Source organism: Pseudomonas putida (genome assembly GCA_041071465.1).
In the GTDB taxonomy this organism is placed as follows: domain Bacteria; phylum Pseudomonadota; class Gammaproteobacteria; order Pseudomonadales; family Pseudomonadaceae; genus Aquipseudomonas; species Aquipseudomonas putida_P.
Genome location: CP163498.1, coordinates 893434 through 920277 on the forward strand (window position 1 = coordinate 893434; position 26844 = coordinate 920277).

At 63.2% G+C, this 26844-nt stretch carries 18 protein-coding genes and 2 pseudogenes; 15 read left to right on the plus strand and 5 right to left on the minus strand.

From position 1 onward, the window contains the following. Window positions 1-127: 127 nt before the first annotated feature. The 7 genes from AB5975_04155 to AB5975_04185 all read left to right on the plus strand — a co-directional run bounded on the left by AB5975_04155 (window position 128) and on the right by AB5975_04185 (window position 7000). A complete protein-coding gene (locus tag AB5975_04155) occupies window positions 128-1045 on the plus strand; it encodes a glutamate/aspartate ABC transporter substrate-binding protein (GenBank protein XDR21112.1) in 918 nt (305 codons plus the stop codon). A 145-nt stretch (window positions 1046-1190) separates the two neighbouring features. Then, window positions 1191-1937, plus strand: a complete 747-nt coding sequence (locus AB5975_04160; protein ID XDR21113.1) for an amino acid ABC transporter permease — start codon at window positions 1191-1193, stop codon at window positions 1935-1937. Beyond that, on the plus strand, window positions 1938-2609 hold the full coding sequence (locus tag AB5975_04165; GenBank protein XDR21114.1) for an amino acid ABC transporter permease: 672 nt from the start codon (window positions 1938-1940) through the stop codon (window positions 2607-2609). Beyond that, window positions 2606-3340 carry an amino acid ABC transporter ATP-binding protein gene (locus AB5975_04170; protein ID XDR21115.1) on the plus strand — a complete coding sequence of 245 codons (735 nt, stop codon included), beginning with the start codon at window positions 2606-2608 and terminating at the stop codon, window positions 3338-3340. Before AB5975_04165 ends, AB5975_04170 begins: the two co-directional genes overlap by 4 nt. Before the next feature lie 69 nt (window positions 3341-3409). Continuing rightward, window positions 3410-5314, plus strand: a complete 1905-nt coding sequence (locus AB5975_04175; GenBank protein ID XDR21116.1) for an ATP-binding protein — start codon at window positions 3410-3412, stop codon at window positions 5312-5314. Beyond that, window positions 5311-6639: a sigma-54-dependent transcriptional regulator gene (locus tag AB5975_04180; GenBank protein XDR21117.1), complete on the plus strand. Its 1329-nt coding sequence runs from the start codon at window positions 5311-5313 to the stop codon at window positions 6637-6639. Before AB5975_04175 ends, AB5975_04180 begins: the two co-directional genes overlap by 4 nt. Before the next feature lie 25 nt (window positions 6640-6664). Beyond that, window positions 6665-7000 (plus strand): GlpM family protein, encoded by a 336-nt coding sequence (locus AB5975_04185; GenBank protein ID XDR21118.1) that lies wholly within the window; start codon window positions 6665-6667, stop codon window positions 6998-7000. Window positions 7001-7020: 20 nt separating this feature from the next. Here the strand turns inward: AB5975_04185 and AB5975_04190 are convergent, their stop codons facing one another. Further along, on the minus strand, window positions 7021-8016 hold the full coding sequence (locus AB5975_04190) for an alpha/beta fold hydrolase (protein XDR21119.1): 996 nt from the start codon (window positions 8014-8016) through the stop codon (window positions 7021-7023). A 196-nt stretch (window positions 8017-8212) separates the two neighbouring features. On the opposite strand from AB5975_04190, the gene metR reads away from it, so the two are divergent. Next, window positions 8213-9130 (plus strand): transcriptional regulator MetR, encoded by a 918-nt coding sequence (metR, locus tag AB5975_04195; GenBank protein ID XDR21120.1) that lies wholly within the window; start codon window positions 8213-8215, stop codon window positions 9128-9130. On the opposite strand, the gene AB5975_04200 is transcribed toward metR, so the two are convergent. After that, a complete protein-coding gene (locus tag AB5975_04200; GenBank protein XDR21121.1) occupies window positions 9114-9527 on the minus strand; it encodes an NUDIX domain-containing protein in 414 nt (137 codons plus the stop codon). The genes metR and AB5975_04200 overlap by 17 nt on opposite strands. Before the next feature lie 163 nt (window positions 9528-9690). On the opposite strand from AB5975_04200, the gene AB5975_04205 reads away from it, so the two are divergent. After that, window positions 9691-13980, plus strand: a complete 4290-nt coding sequence (locus AB5975_04205) for a DEAD/DEAH box helicase (GenBank protein XDR21122.1) — start codon at window positions 9691-9693, stop codon at window positions 13978-13980. 131 nt (window positions 13981-14111) lie between these two features. Further along, entirely contained in the window at window positions 14112-15731 is a 1620-nt protein-coding gene (locus tag AB5975_04210) for an FMN-binding glutamate synthase family protein (GenBank protein XDR21123.1), read from the plus strand. A 40-nt stretch (window positions 15732-15771) separates the two neighbouring features. On the opposite strand, the gene AB5975_04215 is transcribed toward AB5975_04210, so the two are convergent. Beyond that, on the minus strand, window positions 15772-17190 hold the full coding sequence (locus tag AB5975_04215; GenBank protein XDR21124.1) for an amino acid permease: 1419 nt from the start codon (window positions 17188-17190) through the stop codon (window positions 15772-15774). A 420-nt stretch (window positions 17191-17610) separates the two neighbouring features. On the opposite strand from AB5975_04215, the pseudogene AB5975_04220 reads away from it, so the two are divergent. The 3 genes and pseudogenes from AB5975_04220 to AB5975_04230 all read left to right on the plus strand — a co-directional run bounded on the left by AB5975_04220 (window position 17611) and on the right by AB5975_04230 (window position 22146). Further along, a pseudogene (locus AB5975_04220) lies at window positions 17611-20759 on the plus strand (transglycosylase domain-containing protein). 63 nt (window positions 20760-20822) lie between these two features. Beyond that, window positions 20823-21392, plus strand: a complete 570-nt coding sequence (locus AB5975_04225) for a PadR family transcriptional regulator (protein ID XDR22916.1) — start codon at window positions 20823-20825, stop codon at window positions 21390-21392. Further along, window positions 21385-22146, plus strand: coding sequence for a siderophore-interacting protein (locus tag AB5975_04230; GenBank protein ID XDR21125.1), 762 nt, complete (start codon window positions 21385-21387; stop codon window positions 22144-22146). The genes AB5975_04225 and AB5975_04230 overlap by 8 nt, the downstream gene beginning before the upstream one ends. 57 nt (window positions 22147-22203) lie before the next feature. Here AB5975_04230 and AB5975_04235 read toward each other — a convergent pair whose 3' ends face one another. Further along, window positions 22204-22839 (minus strand): Pr6Pr family membrane protein, encoded by a 636-nt coding sequence (locus AB5975_04235; GenBank protein XDR21126.1) that lies wholly within the window; start codon window positions 22837-22839, stop codon window positions 22204-22206. A gap of 1 nt (window position 22840) precedes the next feature. Next, window positions 22841-23062 carry a VF530 family DNA-binding protein gene (locus AB5975_04240; GenBank protein ID XDR21127.1) on the minus strand — a complete coding sequence of 74 codons (222 nt, stop codon included), beginning with the start codon at window positions 23060-23062 and terminating at the stop codon, window positions 22841-22843. Between the two features lie 164 nt (window positions 23063-23226). On the opposite strand from AB5975_04240, the pseudogene AB5975_04245 reads away from it, so the two are divergent. Both AB5975_04245 and AB5975_04250 read left to right on the plus strand, forming a co-directional pair. Continuing rightward, window positions 23227-25274, plus strand: a pseudogene (locus AB5975_04245) (TonB-dependent receptor). A gap of 218 nt (window positions 25275-25492) precedes the next feature. Then, a complete protein-coding gene (locus AB5975_04250) occupies window positions 25493-26827 on the plus strand; it encodes a carbohydrate porin (GenBank protein ID XDR21128.1) in 1335 nt (444 codons plus the stop codon). The last annotated feature ends 17 nt before the right edge of the window (window positions 26828-26844 follow it).

Sequence of the window (26844 nt, forward strand, 5' to 3'; positions counted from 1 at the left end):
ATCAGGGCTTGGCACGACTCATGCTCTACACTTGGTAGCCGAGTGCAAACGCTTCTTTCTGTATTCGTTGAACGAAAGAGTCCGCCAACGGCTCCATAAAAAAAACAAACACGTCGAGGAAAATTTGATGCGTATCGTTCGTCAATTGCTGGGCGCCGCCATTGCGGCCGCTGTGATCGCTTCGCCGGCCATGGCCGAGGAGCTGACCGGCACCCTGAAGAAGATCAAGGATTCGGGCACCATCACCCTGGGCCACCGCGACTCCTCCATCCCGTTTTCCTACCTGGCCGGCAAGCCCGAGCCCGTGGGTTATTCGCATGACATCCAACTGGCTGTCGTCGATGCCCTGAAGAAGCAACTGGGGACCGACATCAAGGTCAAGTACAACCTGGTCACCTCCCAGACCCGCATCCCACTGGTGCAGAATGGCACCGTCGACCTCGAGTGCGGCTCCACCACCAACAACGTCGAGCGCCAGCAGCAAGTCGGCTTCTCGGTCGGTATCTTCGAAGTCGGTACCCGCCTGTTGACCAAGGTCAAGGACGGTCAGCCTGCATACAAAGACTTCCCGGACTTGGCTGGCAAAAACGTGGTGACCACCGCCGGCACCACCTCCGAACGCATCCTCAAGGCGATGAACGCCGACAAGCAGATGAAGATGAACGTGATTTCCGCCAAGGACCACGGTGAAGCCTTCAACATGCTCGAAAGCGGCCGCGCCGTGGCCTTCATGATGGACGACGCCCTGCTCGCCGGCGAAATGGCCAAGGCGCGCAAACCGTCGGACTGGGTCATTACCGGCACCCCACAGTCGTATGAAATCTACGGCTGCATGGTGCGCAAGGAAGACGCAGCCTTCAAGAAAGCGGTGGATGACGCCATTGTCGGTTACTTCAAGTCGGGCGAAGTCAACAAGAGCTACGAGAAGTGGTTCATGCAGCCGATCCCGCCAAAAGGCCTGAACCTGCAGTTCCAGATGAGCGACGAGCTGAAAAAACTGATCGCCGAGCCAACCGACAAGGCCGCGGACGAGAAGAAGTCCTGATCCTCAGCAATTAGTGGCCTGGTGCTCAAGCGCACGAATCAATCCTGCAGGCCACTCATTAGTGTCTAACCTTTCATCCGAGGGCGCGTGCCGCCCTTGGATGCTCGAAGGTGCCCGTGAAACAACCGTCTGAGGGGAAATCCCGATGAATTACAACTGGGACTGGGGCGTGTTCTTCAAGTCCACCGGCGTGGGCAGCGAAACCTATCTGGACTGGTACATCACCGGCCTGGGCTGGACCATCGCCATCGCCATCACCGCCTGGATCATCGCGCTGCTGCTGGGGTCGGTCCTCGGTGTCATGCGTACCGTGCCGAACCGCCTGGTATCGGGCATCGCCACCGCCTATGTGGAACTGTTCCGCAACGTGCCACTGCTGGTGCAGCTGTTCATCTGGTACTTCCTGGTACCGGACTTGCTGCCCGAAGGCTTGCAGGAGTGGTTCAAGCAGGACCTCAACCCGACCACCTCGGCACTGATCAGCGTGGTCATCTGCCTGGGCCTGTTCACCGCAGCCCGTGTCTGCGAGCAAGTACGTACCGGTATTCAGGCGCTACCCAAAGGCCAGGAAGCCGCTGCCCGCGCCATGGGTTTCAGCCTCCCGCAGATCTACAACAACGTGCTGCTGCCGCAGGCTTACCGCATCATCATTCCGCCGCTCACCTCCGAGTTTCTCAACGTCTTCAAGAACTCCTCGGTGGCGTCGCTGATCGGCCTGATGGAACTGCTGGCGCAGACCAAGCAAACCGCCGAATTCTCCGCCAACCTGTTCGAGGCGTTCACCTTGGCCACGCTGATCTACTTCACCCTGAACATGGGCCTGATGCTGCTCATGCGCATGGTCGAGAAAAAAGTCGCCGTGCCCGGCCTGATCTCCGTGGGGGGCAAGTAAATGGATATGGATTTCAGCGAAATCATCCCTGCCCTGCCTGCCCTGTGGGACGGCATGGTCATGACCCTGCAGCTGATGGTCATGGGTGTTGTCGGCGGTATCGCACTGGGCACCATCCTGGCACTGATGCGCCTGTCCTCGAGCAAACTGCTGTCACGTCTGGCAGGTGCGTACGTCAACTACTTCCGCTCGATCCCGCTGCTGCTGGTGATCACCTGGTTCTACCTGGCCGTGCCGTTCGTGCTGCGCTGGATTACCGGCGAAGACACGCCGGTCGGTGCGTTCACCTCCTGCGTGGTCGCTTTCATGATGTTCGAGGCCGCGTACTTCTGCGAAATCGTCCGTGCCGGCGTGCAGTCGATCTCCAAGGGCCAGATGGGCGCCGCGCAAGCGCTGGGCATGAACTACGCGCAGACCATGCGCCTGATCATCCTGCCCCAGGCGTTCCGCAAGATGACCCCACTGCTGCTGCAGCAGAGCATCATCCTGTTCCAGGACACCTCGCTGGTCTACACCGTGGGCCTGGTGGACTTCCTCAACTCGGCACGTTCCAACGGCGACATCATCGGGCGCTCACATGAGTTCCTGATCTTCGCCGGCGTCGTCTACTTCATCATCAGCTTCTCCGCTTCGTGGCTGGTCAAGCGCCTGCAAAAAAGGATCACCGTATGATTTCCATCAAGAACGTCAACAAGTGGTACGGCGACTTCCAGGTACTGACCGACTGCAGCACCGAGGTCAAGAAAGGTGAAGTGGTGGTGGTCTGCGGCCCGTCGGGCTCGGGCAAGTCCACCTTGATCAAGTGCGTCAACGCGCTGGAGCCGTTCCAGAAGGGCGATATCGTGGTCGATGGCACCTCGATCGCCGACCCGAAGACCAACCTGCCCAAGCTGCGCTCGCGCGTTGGCATGGTGTTCCAGCACTTCGAGCTGTTCCCGCACCTGACCATCACCGAAAACCTGACCATCGCCCAGCGCAAGGTCCTGGGCCGCAGCGAGGCTGAAGCCACCAAGAAGGGCCTGGCCCTGCTCGACCGTGTAGGCCTCAGCGCCCATGCCAAGAAGCACCCAGGCCAGCTCTCCGGCGGCCAGCAGCAGCGCGTTGCAATCGCCCGCGCCCTGGCCATGGACCCGATCGTCATGCTGTTCGACGAACCCACCTCGGCACTGGACCCGGAGATGGTCAGCGAGGTATTGGACGTGATGGTGCAACTGGCCCACGAAGGCATGACCATGATGTGCGTGACCCACGAGATGGGCTTTGCCCGCAAGGTCGCCAACCGGGTCATCTTCATGGACAAGGGCAGCATCATCGAAGACTGCACCAAGGAAGAGTTCTTCGGTGACCAAAGCGCCCGCGACCAGCGCACCCAGCACTTCCTCAGCAAGATCCTGCAGCACTGATTCGGCCACAGCGTCCGCTGCCACGGGACCCACCGGGCAGCGGATGCTGGTCGTGACAAGGCCACTGTGATGAAATGCGACCCCTCGCTACTGCTCCCTGCCAAGCCTGCCGTGAATTCCCGCCTGATTCGTCAATTGCTGTTGCCGCCCCTGATCATCCTGCTGATGGTCGGCCTGGGCCTGGCCGGCTACCTGATAAGCGAAAACAACGGCATCCGCACGCTCAGCGAAAACGGCGAACGCCAATTGGAGCTGCACGCGCGCACGGTCGAAAGCGAGATCAGCAAGTACACCTACCTGCCGAGCCTGCTGGAGCTGGAAGACAGTGTCTCGCACCTGCTCACCGACCCGGATGGCGGCTCGCGCCAGACGGTCAACGAATACCTTGAGGGCCTGAACCGGCGCAGCCGCAGCCGGGCCATCTTCGTCCTCGACACCAACGGCCGGGTACAGGCGACCAGCAACTGGCGTGATGCCGACTCGTTCCTGGGTGAAGACCTGTCATTCCGCGCCTACTTCCAGACCGCTGTGCGCGGCGAGCCAGGGCGCTTCTACGGCATCGGCAGTACCACTGGCGAAGCCGGCTACTATCTGGCCCATGGCCTGGAAGAACACGGCAAGATCATTGGCGTGGCAGTGATCAAGGTGCGCCTGGACACCCTCGAAGAACGCTGGCAACGTGCCCGCCTGGAGGCGTTCGTCAGCGACGAGAACGGCATCATCATCCTCTCCAGCGACCCAGCCCGGCGCTTGAAATCGGTGCGCCCGCTGACCCCGCAAATCAAGGAACGGCTGGCGCGCAGCCTGCAGTACTACTGGTGGCCGCTGAACGAGTTGCAGCCACTGGCCCGGGAAACCCTGGCCGATGGCGTGGAAAAACTGACCTTCCCGGCCAATAGCGAAACCGCCCAGGGCAAGCCGCACGAAGTCGCCTACCTGGCACAGACCCGGCGGCTGGCCGACACGCCCTGGCATTTCACCCTGCTGACCCCGCTGCAAGACCTGCGTCGCGAGTCCATGGTGCAGGGCATACTGGTGGGCGTGGCCTTCGCCTTGCTGGCGATCCTCGGCATCGCCTGGAACGAGCGGCGCAAAGTGATCGCCACCCGCCTGGCAGCCCGCGAGGCGCTGGAAGAAGCCAACAGCCAACTGGAGCGGCGAATTGCCGAGCGCACCGCCGACCTGCGCGCCAGCAACGAACGCCTGAAAGGGCAGATTCGCGAGCGCCGGCATGCCGAGCAGACCTTGCGCCACGCCCAGGATGAGCTGGTGCAGGCAGGCAAACTGGCCGCCATCGGGCAAATGTCCACCAGCATTGCCCACGAGCTGAATCAGCCACTGGCGGCGCTGCGCACCTTGTCTGGCAATACCGTGCGCTTCCTCGAACGCGGGGCGCTGGAAACCGCCAGTGCCAACCTGCGCACCATGAACGACCTGATCGACCGCATGGGCCGCATCACCGCCAGCCTGCGCTCGTTCGCCCGGCGCGGCGACGACAGCGGCCAGGCTTCACTGGCCAAGGCGGTGGAGGCTACCTTGCAGGTGCTGGCCAACCGCATCAGCGCCTGCCACCTGCAACTGCACCACCAGTTCGAGGACCAGCAACTGGCCATCGACCAAACTCGCCTGGAGCAGATTCTGGTCAACCTGATCGGCAACGCCCTCGATGCCATGGCCGCGCAACCGCTCCCCGAGCTGTGGCTCGAAGGCGAGCTGCAAGGCGACAAGTACCGTTTGCAGGTGCGCGACAACGGCCACGGTATCGACGCCGAGGCGCGCAAGCACCTGTTCGAACCTTTCTTCACCACCAAACCGGGCGAACATGGCCTGGGCCTGGGCCTGACCCTGTCGGCGAGCCTTGCCGCCGCCGCCAAGGGCAGCCTGAACGTCGAGCACCCCGCCACCGGCGGCACGGCCTTCGTCCTGGCCCTGCCCCTGGTTTCTCCCCCTAGCGAATCGGCAGAGCATCCATGAACCAAGCGCCACTTACCGTCCTGATCGTCGAAGACGACCCGCATGTGCTGCTCGGCTGCCAACAGGCACTGGCCCTCGAGGACATCGCCTGCGAAGGCGTGGGCAGCGCCGAACAGGCACTGGAGCGCATCGGCGACGATTTCGCCGGCATTGTCGTCAGCGATATCCGCCTGCCGGGCATCGATGGCCTGGAGTTGCTCAATCGCCTCAAGGCCCGTGACCGCAGCCTGCCGGTGGTGCTGATTACCGGCCATGGCGATATCGACATGGCCGTCGGCGCCATGCGCAACGGTGCCTACGACTTCATGGAAAAACCGTTCTCCCCCGAGCGGCTGGTCGACGTGGTGCGCCGCGCATTGGAGCAACGTGGGCTGTCGCGCGAAGTAGTGGCCCTGCGCCGCCAACTGGCCGAACAGAGCAGCCTGGAGGGGCGCATCATTGGCCGCTCGCCGGCCATGGAGCACTTGCGCGAATTGATCGCCAACGTTGCCGATACTTCAGCCAACGTACTGATCGAAGGTGAAACCGGCACCGGCAAAGAGCTGGTCGCGCGTTGCCTGCACGACTTCAGCCGCCGCCAGGGTCAGCCGTTCGTGGCGCTGAACTGTGGCGGCCTGCCGGAAAACCTGTTCGAAAGCGAGATTTTCGGCCACGAGGCCAACGCCTTCACCGGTGCCGGCAAACGCCGCATCGGCAAGATCGAACATGCCAATGGCGGTACGCTGTTCCTCGATGAAGTGGAAAGCATGCCGATCAACCTGCAGATCAAGCTGCTGCGCGTGCTGCAGGAGCGCACCCTGGAGCGACTGGGCTCGAACCAGAGCATCCCGGTGGACTGCCGGGTGATCGCGGCGACCAAAGCCGACCTCGATACCCTGGGCCAGAGTGGCCAGTTCCGCAGCGACCTGTACTACCGGCTGAACGTGGTAACCCTCGAACTGCCTCCGCTGCGTGAACGCCGTGAGGACATCCTGCAATTGTTCGAACACTTCCTGCAGCAGTCGGCCCTGCGCTTCGACCGGGAAACACCGACACTGGACAGCCAGACACTATCGCGTCTGATGGCCCATGACTGGCCGGGCAACGTGCGCGAGTTGCGCAACGTGGCCGAACGCTACGCCCTCGGCCTGCCAGCGTTCAAGAAAGGCCCCAGTGGTGGTGCCAGCCAAGGCCTGGGCTTTGCCGAGGCGGTGGAAGCATTCGAACGCAACCTGCTCAGCGATGCGCTGCAACGCACCGGCGGCAACCTGAGCCAGGCCAGCCAAGAGCTGGGCATGGCCAAGACCACGCTATTCGACAAAGTGAAAAAATACGGCCTCGGCTGAGTTCAACCCAAACTGGAAAGACAACGTGGACCTGGTATTCAAAGCTGCCCTGGGCGCTGGTGTGGTGCTACTGCTGGCGGTGCTGTCGAAAACGCGCAACTACTACATCGCCGGGCTGGTGCCGCTGTTCCCCACCTTCGCCCTGATCGCCCATTACATCGTCGGCAAGGGGCGCAGCATTGCCGACCTGAAGACCACCATTGCCTTTGGCATGTGGTCGATCATTCCGTACTTCGTGTACCTGGCGACCCTGTATGTGCTGGTCGATCGCCTACGCCTGGAAGCATCGCTGGCGTTGGCCACGGTGGCCTGGCTGATGGCCGCTACCGTGCTGGTGACCGTGTGGGTGCGGCTGCACTGAGCCTGCAACCTGCCTTTGGTTCACAACCCGGCGATGTGCGTGACATCCTGCCGGTGCGCCTGCAGGTAGGGCAACACCGCCCCCAGCAGCGGCGCCTTGAAGGGTTCCTGGAAGCGGTGCGCCAAGCCCGGTATCAGGCGCAACTGGCTGCCCTGGATATGCGCCGCCAGGTGTACGCCGTGCATCACCGGCAATAACGGGTCGGCTGTGCCGTGTACCACCAGGGTCGGCACCCGCAGCTGGTTGAGCAACTCGACGCGACTCGGCTCGGCCAGAATCGCCATGATCTGGCGCTTGGCCCCGTCAGGATTGAACGCCCGGTCGTAAGCCACGGCAGCCTGGTGCAGCAACACCGCGCGGTCATCCCGTACCTCGGGGCTGCCCAGGGCCGCCAGCAGGTCGGCCTGCTGCTCGATGGCCACCTCGCGGTTCGGCGCGCTGCGCCGGGCCAGCAGTTGCACCAGCGCCGGATCCGGTGCCGGCAGCCCCGCCGCCCCTGAACTGGACATGACCAACGTCAGGCTGCGCACACGCTCGGGCGCCATCGCCGCCAGGTGCTGGGCAATCATGCCGCCCATGCTCACGCCCAGTACATGAAACTGGTGCACACCCAAGGCGTCCATCAGGCGCAGGCCGTCATCTGCCATATCCGTCAGCGTGTAGGGCGCCGCCACCGGCAAGCCCAGCTTGTAGCGCAACAACTCGACCGTCAGGTTGGCCGAAGGTGGCATCTGGTTCCAGCGTGACAGGCCGACATCGCGATTGTCATAGCGAATCACCCGAAAGCCCTGGCGGCACAATGCCTCGACCACATCGTCCGGCCAATGAATCAACTGCCCGCCCAGGCCCATGACCAGCAGCAAGGCCGGATCACGCGGTGAACCGACGCTCTGGTACACCAGGCTGACCGCGCCCAGTTCGGCACGCTGCACCGCTACATGTGCATCACAACGCTGTTCGGCGAAACTCGCAGGTACGCTGAACAGGAAGAAAAGAAAAAGCCAAAAAGCCCGCATGAAAGAAACACCAGAATGCAGATCCCCAGTAAAGCGCGAGTCTGATGAATTCTGTTCGGGCGCGCTGCCACAGTTCGGTGACAGTTTCATGACGCCCGCCAGACGGTGCGGCCGATCGCCCAGTCGACAGGCGCAGCAACATGAGAGAAACTCAACTCATTCCCTGTTTCCTCAAATCCACACCCCGGAGTCAGCTGTGCTGGAGATCCGTCACCTGAAAACCCTTCATGCCCTGCGCGAAGCCGACAGCCTGGTGGAGGCCGCCGAGCGCCTGCACCTGACCCAGTCGGCACTGTCGCACCAGTTCAAGGAGCTGGAAGAGCGCCTGGGCCTGCCCATTTTCGTACGCAAGACCAAGCCGATTCGCTTCACCAGCGCCGGGCTGCGCCTGCTGCAACTGGCCGATGCCACCCTGCCGCTGCTGCGCGGCGCCGAGCGTGACATCGCGCGGCTGGCCGGTGGCACTGCCGGGCGCCTGCACATGGCCATCGAATGCCACAGCTGCTTCCAGTGGCTGATGCCGACCATCGACCAGTTCCGCGATGCTTGGCCGGAAGTGGAGCTGGACCTGGCCTCCGGTTTCGCCTTTGCCCCGTTGCCGGCCCTGGCGCGCGGCGATCTTGACCTGGTGGTGACCTCCGACCCGGTGGACCTGGCAGGCATCACTTATGTGCCGCTGTTCACCTACGAGGCGATGCTGGCGGTGGCCAACCAGCACCCGCTGGCGAGCAAGCCATACATGGTGCCGCAAGATCTGCTCGACCAGACGTTGATCACCTACCCGGTGGAACGCGACCGCCTGGACATCTTCACCCGCTTCCTGGAACCGGCCGATATCGAGCCAGCCGCCGTGCGTACCTCGGAGCTGACGGTAATGATGATGCAGCTGGTGGCCAGCGGCCGTGGGGTGTGCGGCATGCCGCATTGGGCGCTGCACGAGTACAGTTCGCGCGGCTATGTGAAGGGCAAGCGCCTGGGCGAAAAAGGCCTGTTTGCCACGCTTTATGCCGCCGTGCGCACCGACATGCTCGATGCGCCGTACATGCGCGACTTCTTGCTGACGGCCAAGGACACCTCGTTCGCCACCCTCGATGGCGTCAGCGCGGTGCGTTGAGTACCTGACGGTACAGCGGCAGGATCAGGTCGCGGGTCAGGGGCGCCAGTGGCATGACGGGCGCCTGATCGGCGGCCAGCCACACCACCTCCTCGATTTCTGCAGCCGGAACCACGGCTGCGGCGCTGTCGACACGGAACAGTTCGGCCTGCACTTCAAAACCTGGCTCGTTGGCGGCTGGCGCGCTGAACTGGCCCAGGTGCACGACCTGGGCCGGGTCGATGTGCAGGCCCAGTTCCTCGTGCAACTCGCGCACCAGAGCCTGCACCGGCGTTTCACCGGCATCGATCTTGCCACCGGGCTGCATGAAGGCCTCGGTGCCACGCTTGCGTACCAGCAGGGTACGGCCCAGAGGGTCGATCAGCAGGGCGGCGGCGATGCGGATGGTGTTGGGCATGGGGTGGGCTCGCTGGAAACTATGGCCGGGGAGGATCCCATGGGGCCCTTGGCCTGACAAGGCCAGTCATTCCTGTACCGGCCGCTTCGCAACACAGGTTCTTGCTGGCCTGGCAGACGAACGGCCCCTTGCCAACCCGCCACACACCCGCCATAACCAACAGATGAACCTGCCCGCCAAATACCACCCGGTGCTCGAGCTGTTCCACCCTGCCGTATGCACCTGGTTTCGTCGCCATTTCGCCACGGTCACCGATGCCCAGGCACAGGCTTGGCCGCTGATTCATGCGGGCCAATCGACGCTGCTGGCTGCACCGACCGGCTCGGGCAAGACGCTAAGTGCCTTCCTGGCCGTGCTGGACGAACTGTTCCGCCAAGGCCTGGAGCACCAGGGCGAACTGCCAGCACAGACCCAAGTCGTCTACGTATCACCGCTCAAAGCCCTGTCCAATGACATTCGCCTGAACCTGCAGGCCCCGCTCGAAGGCATCAGCCAGGCCCTCGCGGAGCAAGGCCTGAACGCGCCACGCATCACTACGGCGGTGCGCACCGGCGACACGCCGCAGAAGGAACGCGCCGCCATGCGCAAGCTGGCCCCGCACATCCTGGTGACCACTCCCGAATCGCTTTACGTGTTGATGGGCTCGGCGTCTGGCCGCGAAGGCCTGGCCAACGTGCACACGGTAATCGTCGACGAAATCCACGCCCTGGCTGGCAACAAACGCGGCGCCCACCTGGCACTTACCCTGGAGCGCCTGCAGGCCTTGTGCCGCCAGCCACTGCGGCGTATCGGCCTGTCCGCCACGCAACGCCCGGTAGAACGGGTGGCGCAGTTTCTGGTCGGTAGCGGGCGCCCCTGCGCCATTGTCGATGTCGGCCATGCGCGCAAGCGCGACCTGGCCATCGAAGTGCCGCCGGTACCGCTGGGTGCGGTGATGGCCACCGATGTCTGGGGCCTGGTCTACGACCGCCTGGCCACCCTTGCCCGTGAACATCGCACCACACTGGTATTCGTCAATACCCGGCGCCTGGCAGAGCGCATCACCCGCCACCTCAGCGACCGGTTGGGCAAAGAAGCGGTTGCCGCGCACCATGGCAGCTTGTCCAAAGAACTGCGCCTGGATGCGGAGCAGCGGCTCAAGCGCGGCCAGCTTCAGGTGCTGGTCGCGACCGCATCGCTGGAGCTGGGCATTGATATCGGCGATGTCGACCTGGTCTGCCAGATCGCCTCGCCGGGCTCGATTGCCGCCCTCCTGCAACGGGTTGGCCGCGCCGGCCACCAAGTCGATGGTGTGCCCAAGGGGCGCTTGTTCCCCACCTCTCGCGATGACTTGATCGAATGCGTCGCCCTGCTCGACAGCGTGCGCCAGGGCGAGCTGGACGAACTGCACATCCCCCGTGCACCGCTGGATGTGCTGGCCCAGCAGATCGTCGCCGAAGCCAGCAACCAGGCCTGGCACGAACAGGCACTGCTGGATTGCCTGCGTCAGGCCACGCCTTATGCCGAGCTTGACCAGGACCACTATCAAGCCCTGCTACGCATGCTCGCCGAAGGCTACAACGGCCGCCTGGGAGTACGCAGCGCCTACCTGCACCGCGATGCGGTCAGCGGTACCTTGCGTGGCCGGCGTGGCAGCCAGCTGACGGCGCTGACCAGCGGCGGCACTATCCCCGACAACGCCGACTACACCGTGTTGCTGGAACCGCAGGCACTGAACATCGGCAGCGTCAATGAAGACTTTGCCGTGGAGAGCATTGCCGGCGATATCTTTCAGCTGGGCAATGCCTCCTACCGCATTCTGCGCGTCGAACCGGGTCGGGTAAGAGTGGAGGATGCCCATGGCCTGCCACCTACCATTCCGTTCTGGCTGGGCGAAGCGCCGGGGCGCAGTGACGAGCTGTCTGCCGCCGTGGCCCGCCTGCAGGCGCGGATCGACCAGCGACTGGCACAGGCTGGCAGCGACATGGCCGAGGTACTGACATGGTTGCAGGCTACCTTCGAACTGGGCGAGGACAGCGCCGGGCAGTTGCTCGACTACCTGGCCCGCACCCGCGAAGTGCTTGGCGCCCTGCCCTCGCAGGACACCCTGGTAATGGAGCGTTTTTTCGATGAGTCCGGCGGGACCCAACTGATCATCCATTCACCATACGGCAGCCGCATCAACCGCGCCTGGGGCCTGGCCCTGCGCAAGCGCTTTTGCCGCACCTTCAACTTCGAGCTGCAGGCAGCCGCCAGCGAAGACGCCATCGTGCTGTCGCTGTCCACCAGCCACAGCTTCGAACTGGACGAAGTGTGGCGCTACCTCAATAGCCGCAGCGCCGAGCCTATCCTCATCCAGGCCCTGCTGGACGCGCCGCTGTTTGGCGTGCGCTGGCGCTGGAACGCGGGTGTCGCCATGGCCCTGCCACGCTTCGTGGGCGGGCGCAAAGTGGCACCACAGATCCAGCGAATGAAGAGTGAAGACCTGGTTGCCGCGGTGTTCCCCGACCAGATCGCCTGCCTGGAAAACATCCCCGGCGAGCGGCAGATTCCCGACCACCCGCTGGTCGAGCAAACCCTCGACGACTGCCTGCACGAGGCGATGGACAGCGAAGGCTGGCTAGCCTTGTTACGGCGCATGGAAAGCGGCGAAGTGCGCTTGCTGTGCTGCGACCTGCCCGCCCCTTCGCCCCTCGCTTCAGCCATTCTCAACGCGCGGCCGTATGCTTTTCTGGACGATGCCCCCCTGGAAGAACGCCGCACCCAGGCGGTGCTCAACCGGCGCTGGAACGATGTACACAGTGGCGATGACCTGGGCGCGCTGGACGCGGATGCCATTGCTGCCGTAGCGGCCGAGGCCTGGCCACAGCCGGGCAATAGCGATGAAATGCACGAAGCGTTGATGAGCCTGGGCGCCATCAGCCAAGCCGAGGTCGCGGCCAACCCCAGCTGGGACCTACTGCTAAGGCAACTGGCCAAGGCCGGGCGCGCCTTGCGCCTAGCCGATGACAACCTCTGGCTGGCCCGCGAGCGGCTGAACCTGCTGCTGGCACTGTACCCGGCAGCACACCTGGAGCCAGCGCTCGAACTGCTCGCTGGCTTTGATCAGCCCATCGACCCGGACAGTGCACTGAGCGAGCTGCTGCGCGCCCGCCTGAGCGGCCATGGCCCGCAGACCCAGGCACAGATCGCTGCGCCATTGGGCAAATCGGCAATCGATATCGAGCACGCGTTGGCCCGCCTGGAAGCTGAAGGCTACGTGCTGCGCGGGTATTTCACCCCCGGCGCAACTGACCTGCAATGGTGCGAGCGCCATTTGCTGGCGCGCATCCACCGCTACACGGTCAAACGCCTGCGTCGCGAGATCGAACCGGTCAGCCTGCAGGACTTCATGCGTTTTCTGTTCGACTGGCAGCACCTGGCGCCTGACGAGCGCCTGCGTGGCCCGCAGGCGGTGGCCCAAGTGCTGGGCCAGTTGCAGGGGTTCCCCTGCGCCGCCGGCGCCTGGGAGGCGGAGCTGCTGCCAGCGCGCATCGACGGCTACAGCCCGCATTGGCTCGACGATGCCTGCCGCAGCGGGCAGTTTGCCTGGAGCAGGTTGGCGGCAACGGTAGCAAGCAGCACGCTGGCCAGTACGCCATTGGTACTGCTGCCGCGCGACCAACTGAATACCTGGCGCAGTCTGGCGCCCGTGCCTGCAGTCGATACCCTCGGCCTGCGCGCGCAACGTGTACACGAAACACTGAAAAGCCAGGGTGCGCTGTTCTTCGATGAACTGGCGCAGGAGGCACGCCTGCTGCCCAGCGAGCTGGAAACTGCGCTGCAAGAGTTGGTGGGGTCAGGCCTGGTCGGCGCGGACAGTTTCACCGGCCTGCGCAGCCTGATCACGCCTGCGGCCAAGCGCAGGTCACGCAACGGCCGCCGTGGACATCCGCCGCTTTCCAGCAGCATGGCGCATGCCGGGCGTTGGGCACTGCTGCGCCGCAGCGATACACCACCGGATCACGAACAGCGCCTGGAGCACATTGCCCGCACCCTGCTGCACCGCTATGGCGTTATCTGCTGGCGGCTGCTGGAGCGCGAGAGTGATGTACTGCCGCCGTGGCGTGAGCTGCTGCGCTGCTATCACCGGCTGGAGGCGCGGGGCGAGGTCCGTGGCGGGCGCTTCATTGCCGGGCTGGCTGGTGAACAGTTCGCCCTGCCGGAGGCGGTGGGGTTGCTGCGGCAGGTCAGGCGACGTGAACCAGACGCAGCGCTGCAGGTAATCAGTGCCGGCGACCCGCTGAACCTTGTCGGCTCGCTGCTGCCCGGAGCGAAAGTGCCAGCGGTGAGTGGTAACCGCCTGCTGTATCGCGACGGGGTACCGGTGGCGGTTCAGGTAGCCGGGCGTTGTTCATTTCTGGTCGACGCACCCGCACAAGAGCAGGACAACTGGCGGCAGATACTGCTGCGCGAAACACGCCCAAAGAGGTAAGTGCCAGACCAGGGACCTTGCGCGAATGATTTTCGCTACCCCGATTTTAATTTGCAGCGCCTGACAACTTGGCTATGGTCGGGGTTTGCCCCCAGGCCCTGAGCCTGACCGCGCCATCGCAAGGACCCTGTATGAGCCTGTCACTTCTCAGTCGCTATGCCTTCTTCGCCGCCTGTGTGTTGTTCACCCTGGCGAGCCTGCCTTTCACCCACCATGAATGGTTGTGGCCGTTCACCCTGACCACCGGCATCCTCAGCTTGATCGGCGTGTTCGACCTGCTGCAGCAGCGCCATGCGGTACGTCGCAACTATCCGATCCTGGGCAACATCCGCTATCTGGTCGAGGCCATTCGCCCGGAAATCCGTCAGTACCTGTTGGAGTCCGACAGCGACGCCCTGCCGTTCTCGCGCGCCCAGCGTTCGCTGGTGTATGCCCGGGCTAAAAACGAAGCCTCGGACAAACCGTTCGGCACGCTGATCGACGTCTATGAGTCCGGCTTCGAGTTCATCGGCCACTCCATGCGCCCGGCGCCGTTGGCCGACCCGGCCAGCTTCCGCGTCATCGTCGGCGGGCCACAGTGCAGCCAGCCGTATTCAGCGTCGATCTTCAATATTTCGGCCATGAGCTTCGGCTCGCTCAGCGCCAATGCCATCCGCGCGCTCAACCAAGGCGCCAAGCTGGGCAATTTCCACCATGACACCGGCGAGGGCAGCATCAGCCCCTACCACCGCGAGCACGGTGGCGACCTGGTGTGGGAGCTGGGCAGCGGCTACTTCGGCTGCCGCACCCCGGACGGGCGCTTCGACCCCGAGCGCTTCGCAGCCCAGGCACGCACCCCACAGGTGCGCATGATCGAAATCAAGATGAGCCAGGGCGCCAAACCCGGCCACGGCGGCATCCTGCCCAAACACAAGGTCACCCAGGAAATTGCCGAAACCCGTGGCGTGCTGATGGGTGAGGACTGCATTTCGCCGTCACGCCACAGCGCGTTCTCCACCCCGATCGAGATGATGCAGTTCATCGCCCAACTGCGTGAACTGTCCGGCGGCAAGCCAGTGGGCTTCAAGTTCTGCCTGGGCCACCCGTGGGAGTTCATGGGCATTGCCAAGGCCATGCTGGAAACCGGCATTCTGCCCGACTTCATCGTCGTCGATGGCAAGGAAGGTGGCACCGGCGCGGCGCCCGTGGAGTTCACCGACCATATCGGCGTGCCGCTGCGTGAAGGCCTGCTGTTCGTGCACAACACCCTGGTCGGCCTGAACCTGCGTGACAAGATCAAACTGGGTGCCAGCGGCAAGATCGTCAGCGCCTTCGACATCGCCAGCGTGCTGGCCATTGGCGCCGACTGGGCCAACTCGGCACGTGGCTTCATGTTCGCCATTGGCTGCATTCAGTCGCAAAGCTGCCACACCAACAAATGCCCGACCGGCGTGGCCACGCAAGACCCGCTGCGCCAGCGCGCCCTGGTGGTGCCGGACAAGGCGCAGCGGGTGCTGAACTTCCACCACAATACCTTGCGTGCCTTGGCTGAAATGCTCGCGGCGGCAGGCCTGGAGCATCCGGCGCAATTGGAAGCCAAGCACCTGGTTCGGCGCATCTCGGCTACCGAAATCAAGCTGTTCTCGCAGATGCATGTGTTCTTGAAACCAGGTGAGTTGCTGACCGGCGAGGTGAATGGGCAGTTCTATTCGCGGATGTGGCAACTGGCGCGGGCGGACAGCTTTGAGCCACACAGCGAAGTGGCGGCCTGATAGGGCCATGGGGCCGCTTTGCGGCCCCAGCTACTTCAAATCAGGAAGCGGTACTCGCTACACCTTGTACTTCTTTGGGTGCCAGACGGAACGCGTAATACAACACCGTCAGCAGCACCAGGAACGCCGGGCCGATGTACAGGGCCACACGGGTATCCTCGAAGTAGGCCATCAAGCCGACCACCAGCACCAGGAAGGCCAGTGCCAGGTACGAGCTCAGCGGCCACAGCCACATGCGGTACTTCAGCGCCTTGCGTTCGGCGGTAGTCAGGCCAGCACGGAACTTCAGCTGTGCCAGCAGGATCATCACCCAGGTCCAGATCGCACCGAAGGTGGCGATCGAAGTCACCCAGACGAAGACCTTTTCCGGCACCAGGTAGTTGGCCAGCACGCCCAGCAGCAACGCGCCGATCGACAGCAGCAGGGCATTACGTGGCACGCCATTCTTCGACGTACGGGCGAAGGCCGCCGGGGCCTGGCCATTCTGCGCCAGGCTGTAGAGCATGCGCCCGGTACTGAAGATACCGCCGTTGCACGACGACAGCGCCGCAGTGATGACCACGAAGTTGATGATGCCGGCAGCGGTCTTGATCCCGAGGCGCTCGAAGGTCATGACGAACGGGCTGCCTTGGCTGCCGATTTCGTTCCATGGGTAGATCGACAGGATCACGAACAACGCACCGACGTAGAACAGCAGGATGCGCCAGAACACCGAGCCGATGGCCTGCGGAATGGTCTTTTGCGGGTTGCGTGCTTCACCAGCGGTCAAGCCGATCATTTCCACGCCCAGGTAGGCGAACATCACCATCTGCAACGACATCAGCACGCCAGTCACGCCATTGGGCATGAAGCCACCATTGCTCCACAGATTGGAGATACCGACGGCCACACCGTCGTTGCCGAAACCGAAGGCGATGACGCCAATGCCGCCGATGACCATGGCAATGATGGTGACGATCTTGATCAGGGCGAACCAGAACTCGAATTCACCGAAGGCCTTCACCGCCACCAGGTTGACCGCGCCCATGCTGCCTAGCGCCGCCAGGGCCCAGATCCAGCGTGGTACGTCGGGGAACCAGATGCCCATGTAGATGGCCACCGCGGTGATTTCGGCAACGCAGGTCACCAACCACAGGAACCAGTAGTTCCAACCGGTGAGGAAGCCCGCCAACGGGCCGAGGTAGTCCTGTGCATAACGGCTGAAGGAGCCGGCGACAGGGTTGTGCACGGCCATTTCACCCAGGGCGCGCATGATCACCAGGATGGCCAGGCCGCCGATGATGTAGGAGAACATGATGGCTGGGCCGGCCATTTCGATAGCCTTGGCCGAACCGAGGAAAAGACCGACACCGATACAGGCGCCCAGCGCCATCAGGCGGATGTGCCGTTCGCCCAGTTCGCGCTTGAGCGGGCCGCCTTCAGTGGCCTGGCCGTGGGCAGAGTGGTTGCCGACTGGCATAGCAATACAACCTCATTTTGTTATTGGATTTGACCTTCGTGCAGCACCGACCATGCCGATAGGCGTGATGTTGGCTTGCCAGGCTGGCCTCGTGGGCCGGCCCGTGTGCCGGAGTAGAGCGCCCGGCAAGGCGAAGGGGGCGAGCAGTATAGGAAGACCCTTGTAGGGATTTTCGCTGTATATACAGGAATAATCAGCAAGTTCTCTCGAGCCTGGGTGCACTGGCTTGCCTGCGATCAGGCGTCCAGCGGCCGCAAAACCTCCGCGGCACCATAGCAACATCGCCGTACGTAGAAACCCACACCAAAGCCGTATAGCCCTACGCCGCTTTTCTCCACCTCCTACAAATTTTTCACCTCACCCGCTCAACGTCTAAGCTTCAGACAAGCAAGACGAAAACACCTGGCCGGATAGAAGACTATGGGCGCACTGTGGCAATCGGAACCAAGCAGAACGGAAGCACCCGAGATACCTCCGGCCGAGACGCCACAACCCAAGTCCCCCGCCAGCGTCGGCTATGGTGGCGGCTGATCATCCTTATCCTGCTGGTGGCACTGGTAGCCATCGGTGTGGCCGCGTATGACGAATTCCGTACCTCCGAGCTGCAATCGCGCGAGTTCAGCAAACTGGCCGGTACGCTGACCTACTCGCTGCAGCCCGGCCCCAGCGATGCCATCATCTACCCAGGTGATGGGCCGTTCGACAAACGCCTTGGCTATAGCGCCCTGGGCGAATTCCTGCCGCGCCTGCTCAAGCGCGACTACCTGATCAGCGAACAGGTGAAGTTCTCACCGGCATTGATGAACTACGTCGATCATGGGCTGTTCGCCCCCTATATCGAGAAGATCCAGGCCGGCCTGTCGATCACCGACTGCCGCGGCGACACGCTGTACCAGTACAACTACCCACAGCACCTGTACCCGGATTTTGCAGCGATCCCGCCGGTGATGGTGAACAGCCTGCTGTTCATCGAAAACCGCGACCTGCTGGACACCCAAGACCCACGTAACAACCCGGCCGTGGACTGGCCACGCTTCGCCAAGGCCGCCTACAGCCAGGTGGCCAAGTACCTGGCCCTGCCCGGCCAGTCTGCCGGTGGCAGCACCCTGGCCACACAGCTGGAGAAGTATCGCCACTCACCCGATGGCCTGACGGTGTCGGGCGCGGAAAAGATCCGCCAGATGGTTTCTGCCAGCGTGCGTGCCTACCAGGGCGGCCCTGACACCACCGAGGCACGTCAACGCATCGTGCGCGACTACCTCAACAGCGTGCCGCTGTCGGCGGTGCCTGGGCATGGTGAAGTACATGGCATGGCCGAAGGCCTGCGGGTGTGGTACGGCGCCGACTTCGACCAGGTCAACCAGGCCCTGAACGCCACCTCCACCGACCCCGAAAGCATGGCCGCGCGCGGGTTGGCCCTGCGCCAGGTGCTGTCGCTGATGATTGCCCAGCGCCGTCCCTCGCATTACTTGTCCAAAGGCCGGGTCGAGCTGGCAGAGCTGACCGACGCGCACATTCGCGTGCTCGCCGCCAACAAAATCATCGAGCAACCACTGGCCGATGCCGCACTGGCCAGCAAGGCGGTGTACCGCGACTGGGTAGCGCAACCGACCATCGTGCCGATCGTTACCAACAAGGGCATCAGCCTGGCGCGCAACCGCCTGGCAGCCATGCTCAACCGCCCGCTGTACGACCTCGACCGCCTCGACGTGTCGGCCACCAGTACCTTGCAGGCTGACCTGCAGTTGCAGGTCAGCCAGTACCTGAAAAACCTTGCCGACCCAGCGTTTGCCGCGCAGATGGGCCTGATCGGCGAGCGCCTGCTCACCGCCAAGACCACCGACCAGGTGAGCTACAGCTTCACCTTGTTCGAGCGCACCGCCGATGGCTCCCGGGTGCGGGTGCAGACCGACAGCACCAACCAGCCCTTCGACATCAACGAAGGCAGCAAGTTGGAACTGGGCTCCACCGCCAAGTTGCGGGTACTGACCACCTACCTGGAAATCATCGCCGAGCTGCACGACAAATACGCCGGCAAACCTGCCGCCGAGTTGAAGAAGGTCGACGTGGCCGAACTCGACCGCATCACTCAATGGTCGCTGGAATGGCTGGCGCAGAACAGCAAGAACCAAAGCCTGGATGCCATGCTCGACGCTGCGCTTGAGCGCAAATACTCCGCCAACACCGGTGAAGCCTTCTTCACAGGCGGCGGCATGCACGTGTTCAACAACTTCCGTAAGGAAGACAACAACCGCAACCCGACGCTCAAGGATGCGCTGCGCGAATCGATCAACCTGCCGTTCATCCGCCTGATGCGCGACCTGGTGCGTTACGTGACCTACCAGCAGCCGTACAACCGTGTGCCGCTGCTCAAGGACGACGCAGACCCACGCCGCCAAGAATACCTGGCTCGCTTCGCCGACAAGGAAGGCACCAACTACCTGATGCGTTTCTGGAAGAAGTACCAGCGCAAAACCTCGCAGCAGCGCCTGGACACCTTCCTCGACAGCATGCGCGTGACCCCGCAGCGGTTGGCGGCGGTGCACCGCTACCTGTTCCCCGAGGCCGGCCAGGAAACGTTCAACGCCTTCGTGCGCGCCCACCTGAAGGGTGACAAGATCGTGCTGGGCAAGCTGACCGACGGCCGCCTGTCAGAGATGTACGAGGCTTACGGCCCAGGCAAGTATGACTTGCCCGACCAGGGTTACATCGCCAAGGTCCACCCGCTGGACTTGTGGCTGCTCGGCTACCTGCTGAAGAGCCCAAGCTCGACCTTGACCGAAATGATCAACGCCAGCCGTTTCGAACGCCAGGAGGTGTATGGCTGGCTGTTCAAGAGCCGCTACCAGGGCGCCCGTGACAGCCGTATCCGCACCATGGTCGAGATTGAAGCCTTCCTCGATATCCACCAGCGCTGGAAGCGCGTGGGCTATCCATTCGACCACCTGGTGCCCTCGCTGGCCACCGCCATCGGCAGTTCGGGCGACCGCCCCGCCGCGCTCTCCGAACTGGTCGGGATCATCCAGAACGACGGCATTCGCCTGCCAACCCTGCGCATAGACACCCTGCACTTCGCGGCCAACACACCTTACGAGACCAAACTGGTCACCGACCCGGACCGGGGCGTGCGGATTCTGCCGGTTGAAGTGGCGCGTGCGCTCAAAGGCGCCATGTCGCAGGTGGTCGATGCAGGTACCGCGCGGCGTATTTCTGGCAGTTTCAAGCTGCAGGACGGCACGCCACTGGTGATGGGCGGCAAGACCGGTACTGGCGACAACCGCATCGAGAGCTTTGGTGCCGGCGGTCGGCTGATCGGCTCGCGCTCGTTGAACCGTACTGCCACTTTCGTGTTCTTCCTGGGCGACAACCACTTCGGCACATTGACCGCCTTCGTACCTGGGCGCTCGGCGGAGGCCTTCAAATTTACCTCGGCACTGCCGGTGCAGGTGCTCAAGGGCATGGCACCGATACTGATGCCGTACCTGCAGCCGGGCAATCCGAACGAATGCAAGCCACCGCAGGTTGCCATGCACACGCCACCGCCGACAGGGAACACATCGACGAACTAGATGATAATCATCTGCATTCGGGGGCTTGTCTTTAGATATATCTTGAGTAATATCTTACGATATATCGCAAACGACGGAGCCCCATCCTTATGCGCGAACACCCCCCATGACCCCTTCGAGCGGCGCCCTGGCCGTGGTGAGCGCGGCCCACGCGTTTTCGCCCCCGGTGACCTCAAGCTGCTGATGCTGGACCTGCTGGCCGAACAGCCCGGCCACGGTTACGACCTGATCCGCCAGATCGAAAACCTGTTCGACGGCAGCTACAGCCCAAGCCCCGGGGTGATCTACCCAACGCTGAACTTTCTTGAAGAAGCCGAGCTGATCAGCGGCCAAGTGCAAGGTAGCAAGCGCCTCTACGCCATCACCGATGCCGGCCGCAGCGCCCTGGTCGAACAGGCTGTCGCCTTGGATGGCGTGCGCATGCGCATCGAAGTCAGCAAACGCGCCCTGCGCGGTCACGACCGCCCGCCAGAGATCCATGAAGCGGTCGGCAACCTGCGCCACGCACTGCATATGCACAGCGGTCGCTGGACACCGGAAGAAATCGAACGGGTCCGCGACTTGCTCAACCATACCGCCAAGGCCATCGCCTCCGGGCCGGCCGAACCTGTCAGGGAGACTGCCCATGAGTGACACCATTCACCGCGTCAACCACGAGATCCGCCAGCGTCGCCTGCAAGTATTGCGGGTCACCGAGCTGACCCCACGCATGCGCCGCATCACCCTGGGTGGTGCCGAACTGCAAGGCTTCACCAGCGTGGGCAGCGACGACCATATCAAGTTGTTGTTTGCCGAAACGCCGGAGCAACAACAGGCCATCGACGCCCGTAATCTGGGTCGGGACGGTGGCGCGCGACCAACCATGCGCGAATACACGCCACGGCGCATCGACCTGGTGACCAACGAGCTGGACATCGACTTCGTGCTGCACGGCGACGGCCCTGCCTCTACCTGGGCGGCACAGGCGGCGCCTGGGCAAACCCTGAGCATCGCCGGGCCACGGGCGTCACTGGTGGTGCCGGATATTTTCGACAGCTACCTGTTGATCGGTGATGAAACCGCCATCCCGGCGATTGGTCGCCGCCTGGAGGAATTGCCGGCGGGCCGCCAGGTGCTGGCGGTGATCCAGATCGAAGACGAGCAGGAGCGCCAGCCGTTGCCGAGCAAGGCACAGGTCGAAGTCATCTGGGTGCGCCGCCAGCAGGAAGACTTGCTGGCCCTGGTGCGGAACCTGACCTTGCCGCAAGGCCGGTTGTATGGCTGGGTGGCGTTGGAAAAGGCCCTGACCCGCCAGGCCAAGGTGCTGCTGCTGGAGAAAGGGGTGCCGGAAGATGCGCTGAAAGCTGCGGCCTACTGGCGTGCCGACGGGACTGCGGACGACGAGTAATGGTTATCGCCTGCTACGGCCTCTTCGCGGGTTCACCCGCGAAAAGGCCAGCACAGGCTAAGCAAATTTGCGCAACCCACGCCACCGATCCACCCCCAGCAATACCAGCCCGATTCCCCAGAACCCCACCAGCACCCCCAGGGCATTGAGCATCACCTGCCCATACCCAAGGCTCGCCACATCGATGAACGGGTAGGCATACACGCCAATCTCGCTTCCACGCCACAACGCATAGCCGAAATAAACCGTCGGGTACACCGCCCACAGTGCCAGGTGCCCTAGCCGCAGCCTGCCCTTGGGCACCTCGCGCCACCAGTACAAGGCATACAGCACCGGCATCACGTCGTGCAGCAACTCGTCCGCCAGCCATTGCCAGCCCTGCGGTTGCCACAAGTGGCGCAGCAACACGCTGTAGGCCAGCGCCACCAGCACGATGCTGGCGGCCACTGCGGAGCTCACCGAGGGTGACAGGAAAAACCGCTTGCCACGGCCTTCGTGGCCGAACGCCGCATAGCTGAGCACCGTTGCCACCAACGTGTTGGTCAGCACGGTGAAGTAGCCGAACACATTGATCAGGCCGCCAATCAGGCTGGCCTGTTCTTGCCAGCGCGCCAACAGTACCAGGTACACCTGCACGGCCAGACCGAACCAGCCCAGCACCGCCATGCCGGTCAGCCAAGGACGACGCAGCATGTCAGGCCTGACGCTGCAGCTTCACATACAGCTGCTCGACCTTTTCCCGCGCCCACGGTGTCTTGCGCAGAAAGGTCAGGCTCGACTTGATGGTCGGGTTGCTCTTGAAGCAGCGCACATCAATGCGCTCGGCCAGGCCCTGCCATTGGTAGTGCGCCACCAGCTCGGTGAGGATCTGTTCGAGGGTCTTGCCGTGCAGCGCGTTATGTTGGGCCGTGCTCATGCTGTGCTCCGTAGGAAAGATGCGCACCTTACACGAGTGTAGTGGTGGGTGGGATCCGTCGAGTCGACAGAAAAAATGCTGGCCAGGGGCAAAACCACTGTGCTGAAATAGTTATGTTATGTTGTAACACTAATAAAGCATCTGCCAAGGAACGCCCCATCCCCATGCTGTACTCACCGCTTCGCCTCTCCCCCTTGCCGTCGCGCTCTGGCTGGCTGCGCCGCCCAGCCAGGCCGTGGAACTCGAACCCCAGGTCATCACCGCCAACCCGTTGGGCAACCGCCAGCTGGCCGCCCCCAGCACCGTGCTCGAAGGCGAAAACCTGCTGCAACAACAGCACGGCAGCCTCGGTGAAACCCTGAACAAGCAGCCCGGTGTCGCCTCTACCTGGTTCGGCCCTGGCGCCAGCCGCCCGGTGATCCGCGGCCTGGACGGCGACCGCATTCGCATCCTGCGCAATGGCGTCGGTGCCCTGGATGCCTCATCGCTGTCCTATGACCACGCTGTACCGCTGGACCCGGTCACCGTTGACCGCGTCGAGATCGTCCGCGGCCCCGCCGCCTTGCTCTACGGCGGCAACGCCATTGGCGGGGTAGTCAACACGTTCGACAACCGCATCCCGGATTCGCCGATCGAAGGCATCCACGGTGCCGGTGAACTGCGCTATGGCGGCGCCGATACTACCCGCAGCAGCGCCGGCAAGCTGGAGGCCGGCAACGGTGCCTTCGCCCTGCACCTGGACGCCAACAGCCGCCAGTTCAATGACCTGCGTATTCCCGGCTACGCCCGCAGTGCCAAGGTGCGCGATGCCGATGAGCCGGGCAGCAAGCACCGCCTGGAAAACAGCGACGGCCGCCAGGACGGTGGCGCGGTAGGCGGTGCCTATCACTGGGACCACGGTTACGCCGGCCTGTCGTACAGCCGTTACGACAGCAACTACGGCTCGGTGGCCGAACCCGGTGTGCGCCTGGACATGCAGCAGGACCACTACGCCTTCGCCTCCGAGCTGCGCGACCTTGACGGCCCGTTCAGCTCGGTCAAGGTCGATGCCGGCTACACCGACTACGAACACAGCGAAATCGAAGAAGGCGAAGTCCACACCACCTTCAAGAACAAAGGCTACGAAGCGCGCATCGAAGCCCGCCACCAACCACTCGGGCCGGTGGAGGGTGTGGTGGGTGCTCAGGTCAGCCGCAACGAGTTCTCCGCCCTGGGCGAGGAGGCCTTCGTCCCGCACACCAATACCGACAGCCTGGCGCTGTTCATGCTCGAGCAGTGGCAGGCCACGGAACGCCTGAACCTGAGCCTGGGCGCACGCATGGAGCACACCCGGGTCGACCCGGACGCCAAAGGTAACGAAAACTTCGTCGACGCCGACAGTGCCAGCAGCTTCAACGCGTTCAGCCTGTCTTCGGGGGCGGTGTACCAGCTCGACCCGATCTGGTCGCTGGCCGCCAACCTCGGCTACACCGAGCGCGCGCCGACCTTCTACGAGCTGTACGCCAATGGTGCGCACGTGGCCACCGGCGCCTTTGAAGTCGGCGATGCCAGCTTGAACAAGGAAAAGGCCATTTCCGCTGACCTGGCGCTGCGCTTCGACAATGGCACCCATAAAGGCAGTGTCGGGGTGTTCTATAGCCACTTTCGCAACTACATCGGCCTGATCGGCACCGGCAACACCCGCGAGGGCGGGCATGACCACGACCACGACGAGGATGACCACGACCACGATCATGGCCATGAGGGCTTCCCGGAATACCGGTACCAAGGCGTGCGGGCACGCTTCTACGGCATCGAGGCCCAGGACCGCTGGCAACTGGTCGAGAACCGTTACGGCAGCTTCGCCCTGGAGTTGTCCGGTGACTACACCCGGGCCAAGAACCTCGACAGTGGCGAGCCGCTGCCCCGTATCGCCCCACTGCGCCTGAACAGCGGCCTGGTCTGGGAGCTCGACCGCTGGCAAGCGCGGGTAGATGTGCAGCATGCGGCATCGCAACATCGCAAGCCGGCCAACGAAACCAGCACCGAGGGCTACACCACACTGGGGGCCAGCGTTGGCTACCGCTTCGAAGTTGGCCAGAGCCAGTGGCTGGCATTTGTACGCGGTGAAAACCTGACCGACCAGACCGTGCGCTACGCCAGCTCGATCCTGCGCGATATCGCGCCGGCGCCGGGGCGGAGTGTGGAGGTCGGGTTGCGTACCACCTTCTGAAATCATGGGGCTGCGCTGCAGCCCTTTTTTCAAGACTGTTACCCAATGGGCAACAATCAACTGCGACAAATTGTCTTTTTTTCTTACAACTTCCGCTATATCCTCCCCGCCTAAAGCTGAATCGCTTCACCGAAACCATCTTGTCGCCATATCCATTGAAGGCCTGGCCCTTCGATGCGCTTGCCGTTTTTTCAATAATCAAAAGATAGCGCTATCTCATGTTTCAACTGCCCAAAACCTGTTACATCGGCCTTGCCCTTGGCGCCTTGGCGACACCCGCCAGCGCCAGCGAAATGTTCGCCAGCGACTCCCCGTGGATGCTCGGAGACTGGGGCGGCACCCGTAGCCAATTACTGGAACAGGGCTACGACTTTACCCTCGGCTATACCGGCGAGATGGGCAGCAACCTGCACGGCGGTTACGACCACGACCGTACCGCGCGCTACAGCGACCAGTTCACCTTTGGCAGCCACCTGGACCTGGAAAAGATCCTCGGCTGGCACGCCACCGAATTCCAGCTGACCGTCACCGAACGCCACGGCGACAACATCAGCAACGACCGCATCAACGACCCGCGCGTTGGCGGTTTCACCTCGGCCCAGGAAGTCTGGGGCCGCGGTGAAACCTGGCGGCTGACGCAGATGTGGATCAAGCAGAAGTACTTCGATGGCGCGCTGGATGTGAAATTCGGCCGCTTCGGTGAAGGCGAGGACTTCAACAGCTTCCCTTGCGACTTCCAGAACCTGGCCTTCTGCGGCTCGCAGGTGGGCAACTGGGTGGGTGGCATCTGGTACAACTGGCCAGTCAGCCAGTGGGCCTTGCGCGTGCGCTACAACCTCACCCCTGAGCTGTACGCCCAGGTCGGCGTATTCGAGCAAAACCCCTCCAACCTCGAATCGGGCAATGGCTTCAAGCTCAGCGGCAGCGGCACCCAGGGCGCGGTAATGCCGGTCGAACTGGTATGGAGCCCGCGTATCCAAGGCCTGAAAGGGGAATATCGCGCCGGCTACTACTACAGTAATGCCAAGGCACAAGATGTTCTCAAGGACAGCAACGGTCAGCCGGCAGCCCTCAGCGGCGCCGCCTACCGCAGCAGCTCGAGCAAGCACGGCTTGTGGCTCGGCGCCCAGCAGCAGGTGACCTCGCTGGCGTCCGACCAGTCGCGTGGGCTGAGCCTGTTCGCCAACGCCACGGTGCACGACAAGAAGACCAATGCCATCGACAACTATGTACAGACAGGGCTGGTATACAAAGGGCCCTTCGACGCCCGCGCCAAGGACGACATCGGTTTCGCCCTGGCCCGTGTGCACGTCAACCCTGCCTACCGCAAGAACGCCCGCCTGGCCAACCAGGCTGCCGGCCTCGACGACTACGACAACCCCGGCTTCCTGCCCGTGCAGGACACCGAATACAGCGCCGAGCTGTATTACGGCATCCATTTGGCCGACTGGCTCACGGTACGCCCCAACCTGCAGTACATCCGCCACCCGGGCGGGGTGTCGCAGGTCGATGGCGCCCTGATCGGCGGCCTGAAGATCCAAAGCAGTTTCTAACCCTTTCTTGACCTGAC

What these genes read in the sequence shown, in the direction of transcription:
- AB5975_04155 (XDR21112.1), top strand. Translation starts at nt 128, where the DNA reads ATGCGTATCGTTCGTCAATTGCTGGGCGCCGCCATTGCGGCCGCTGTG.
- AB5975_04160 (XDR21113.1), top strand. Translation starts at nt 1,191, where the DNA reads ATGAATTACAACTGGGACTGGGGCGTGTTCTTCAAGTCCACCGGCGTG.
- AB5975_04165 (XDR21114.1), top strand. Translation starts at nt 1,938, where the DNA reads ATGGATATGGATTTCAGCGAAATCATCCCTGCCCTGCCTGCCCTGTGG.
- AB5975_04170 (XDR21115.1), top strand. Translation starts at nt 2,606, where the DNA reads ATGATTTCCATCAAGAACGTCAACAAGTGGTACGGCGACTTCCAGGTA.
- AB5975_04175 (XDR21116.1), top strand. Translation starts at nt 3,410, where the DNA reads ATGAAATGCGACCCCTCGCTACTGCTCCCTGCCAAGCCTGCCGTGAAT.
- AB5975_04180 (XDR21117.1), top strand. Translation starts at nt 5,311, where the DNA reads ATGAACCAAGCGCCACTTACCGTCCTGATCGTCGAAGACGACCCGCAT.
- AB5975_04190 (XDR21119.1), bottom strand. Translation starts at nt 8,016, where the DNA reads ATGCGGGCTTTTTGGCTTTTTCTTTTCTTCCTGTTCAGCGTACCTGCG.
- AB5975_04200 (XDR21121.1), bottom strand. Translation starts at nt 9,527, where the DNA reads ATGCCCAACACCATCCGCATCGCCGCCGCCCTGCTGATCGACCCTCTG.
- AB5975_04205 (XDR21122.1), top strand. Translation starts at nt 9,691, where the DNA reads ATGAACCTGCCCGCCAAATACCACCCGGTGCTCGAGCTGTTCCACCCT.
- AB5975_04210 (XDR21123.1), top strand. Translation starts at nt 14,112, where the DNA reads ATGAGCCTGTCACTTCTCAGTCGCTATGCCTTCTTCGCCGCCTGTGTG.
- AB5975_04215 (XDR21124.1), bottom strand. Translation starts at nt 17,190, where the DNA reads ATGCCAGTCGGCAACCACTCTGCCCACGGCCAGGCCACTGAAGGCGGC.
- AB5975_04230 (XDR21125.1), top strand. Translation starts at nt 21,385, where the DNA reads ATGAGTGACACCATTCACCGCGTCAACCACGAGATCCGCCAGCGTCGC.
- AB5975_04235 (XDR21126.1), bottom strand. Translation starts at nt 22,839, where the DNA reads ATGCTGCGTCGTCCTTGGCTGACCGGCATGGCGGTGCTGGGCTGGTTC.
- AB5975_04240 (XDR21127.1), bottom strand. Translation starts at nt 23,062, where the DNA reads ATGAGCACGGCCCAACATAACGCGCTGCACGGCAAGACCCTCGAACAG.
- AB5975_04250 (XDR21128.1), top strand. Translation starts at nt 25,493, where the DNA reads ATGTTTCAACTGCCCAAAACCTGTTACATCGGCCTTGCCCTTGGCGCC.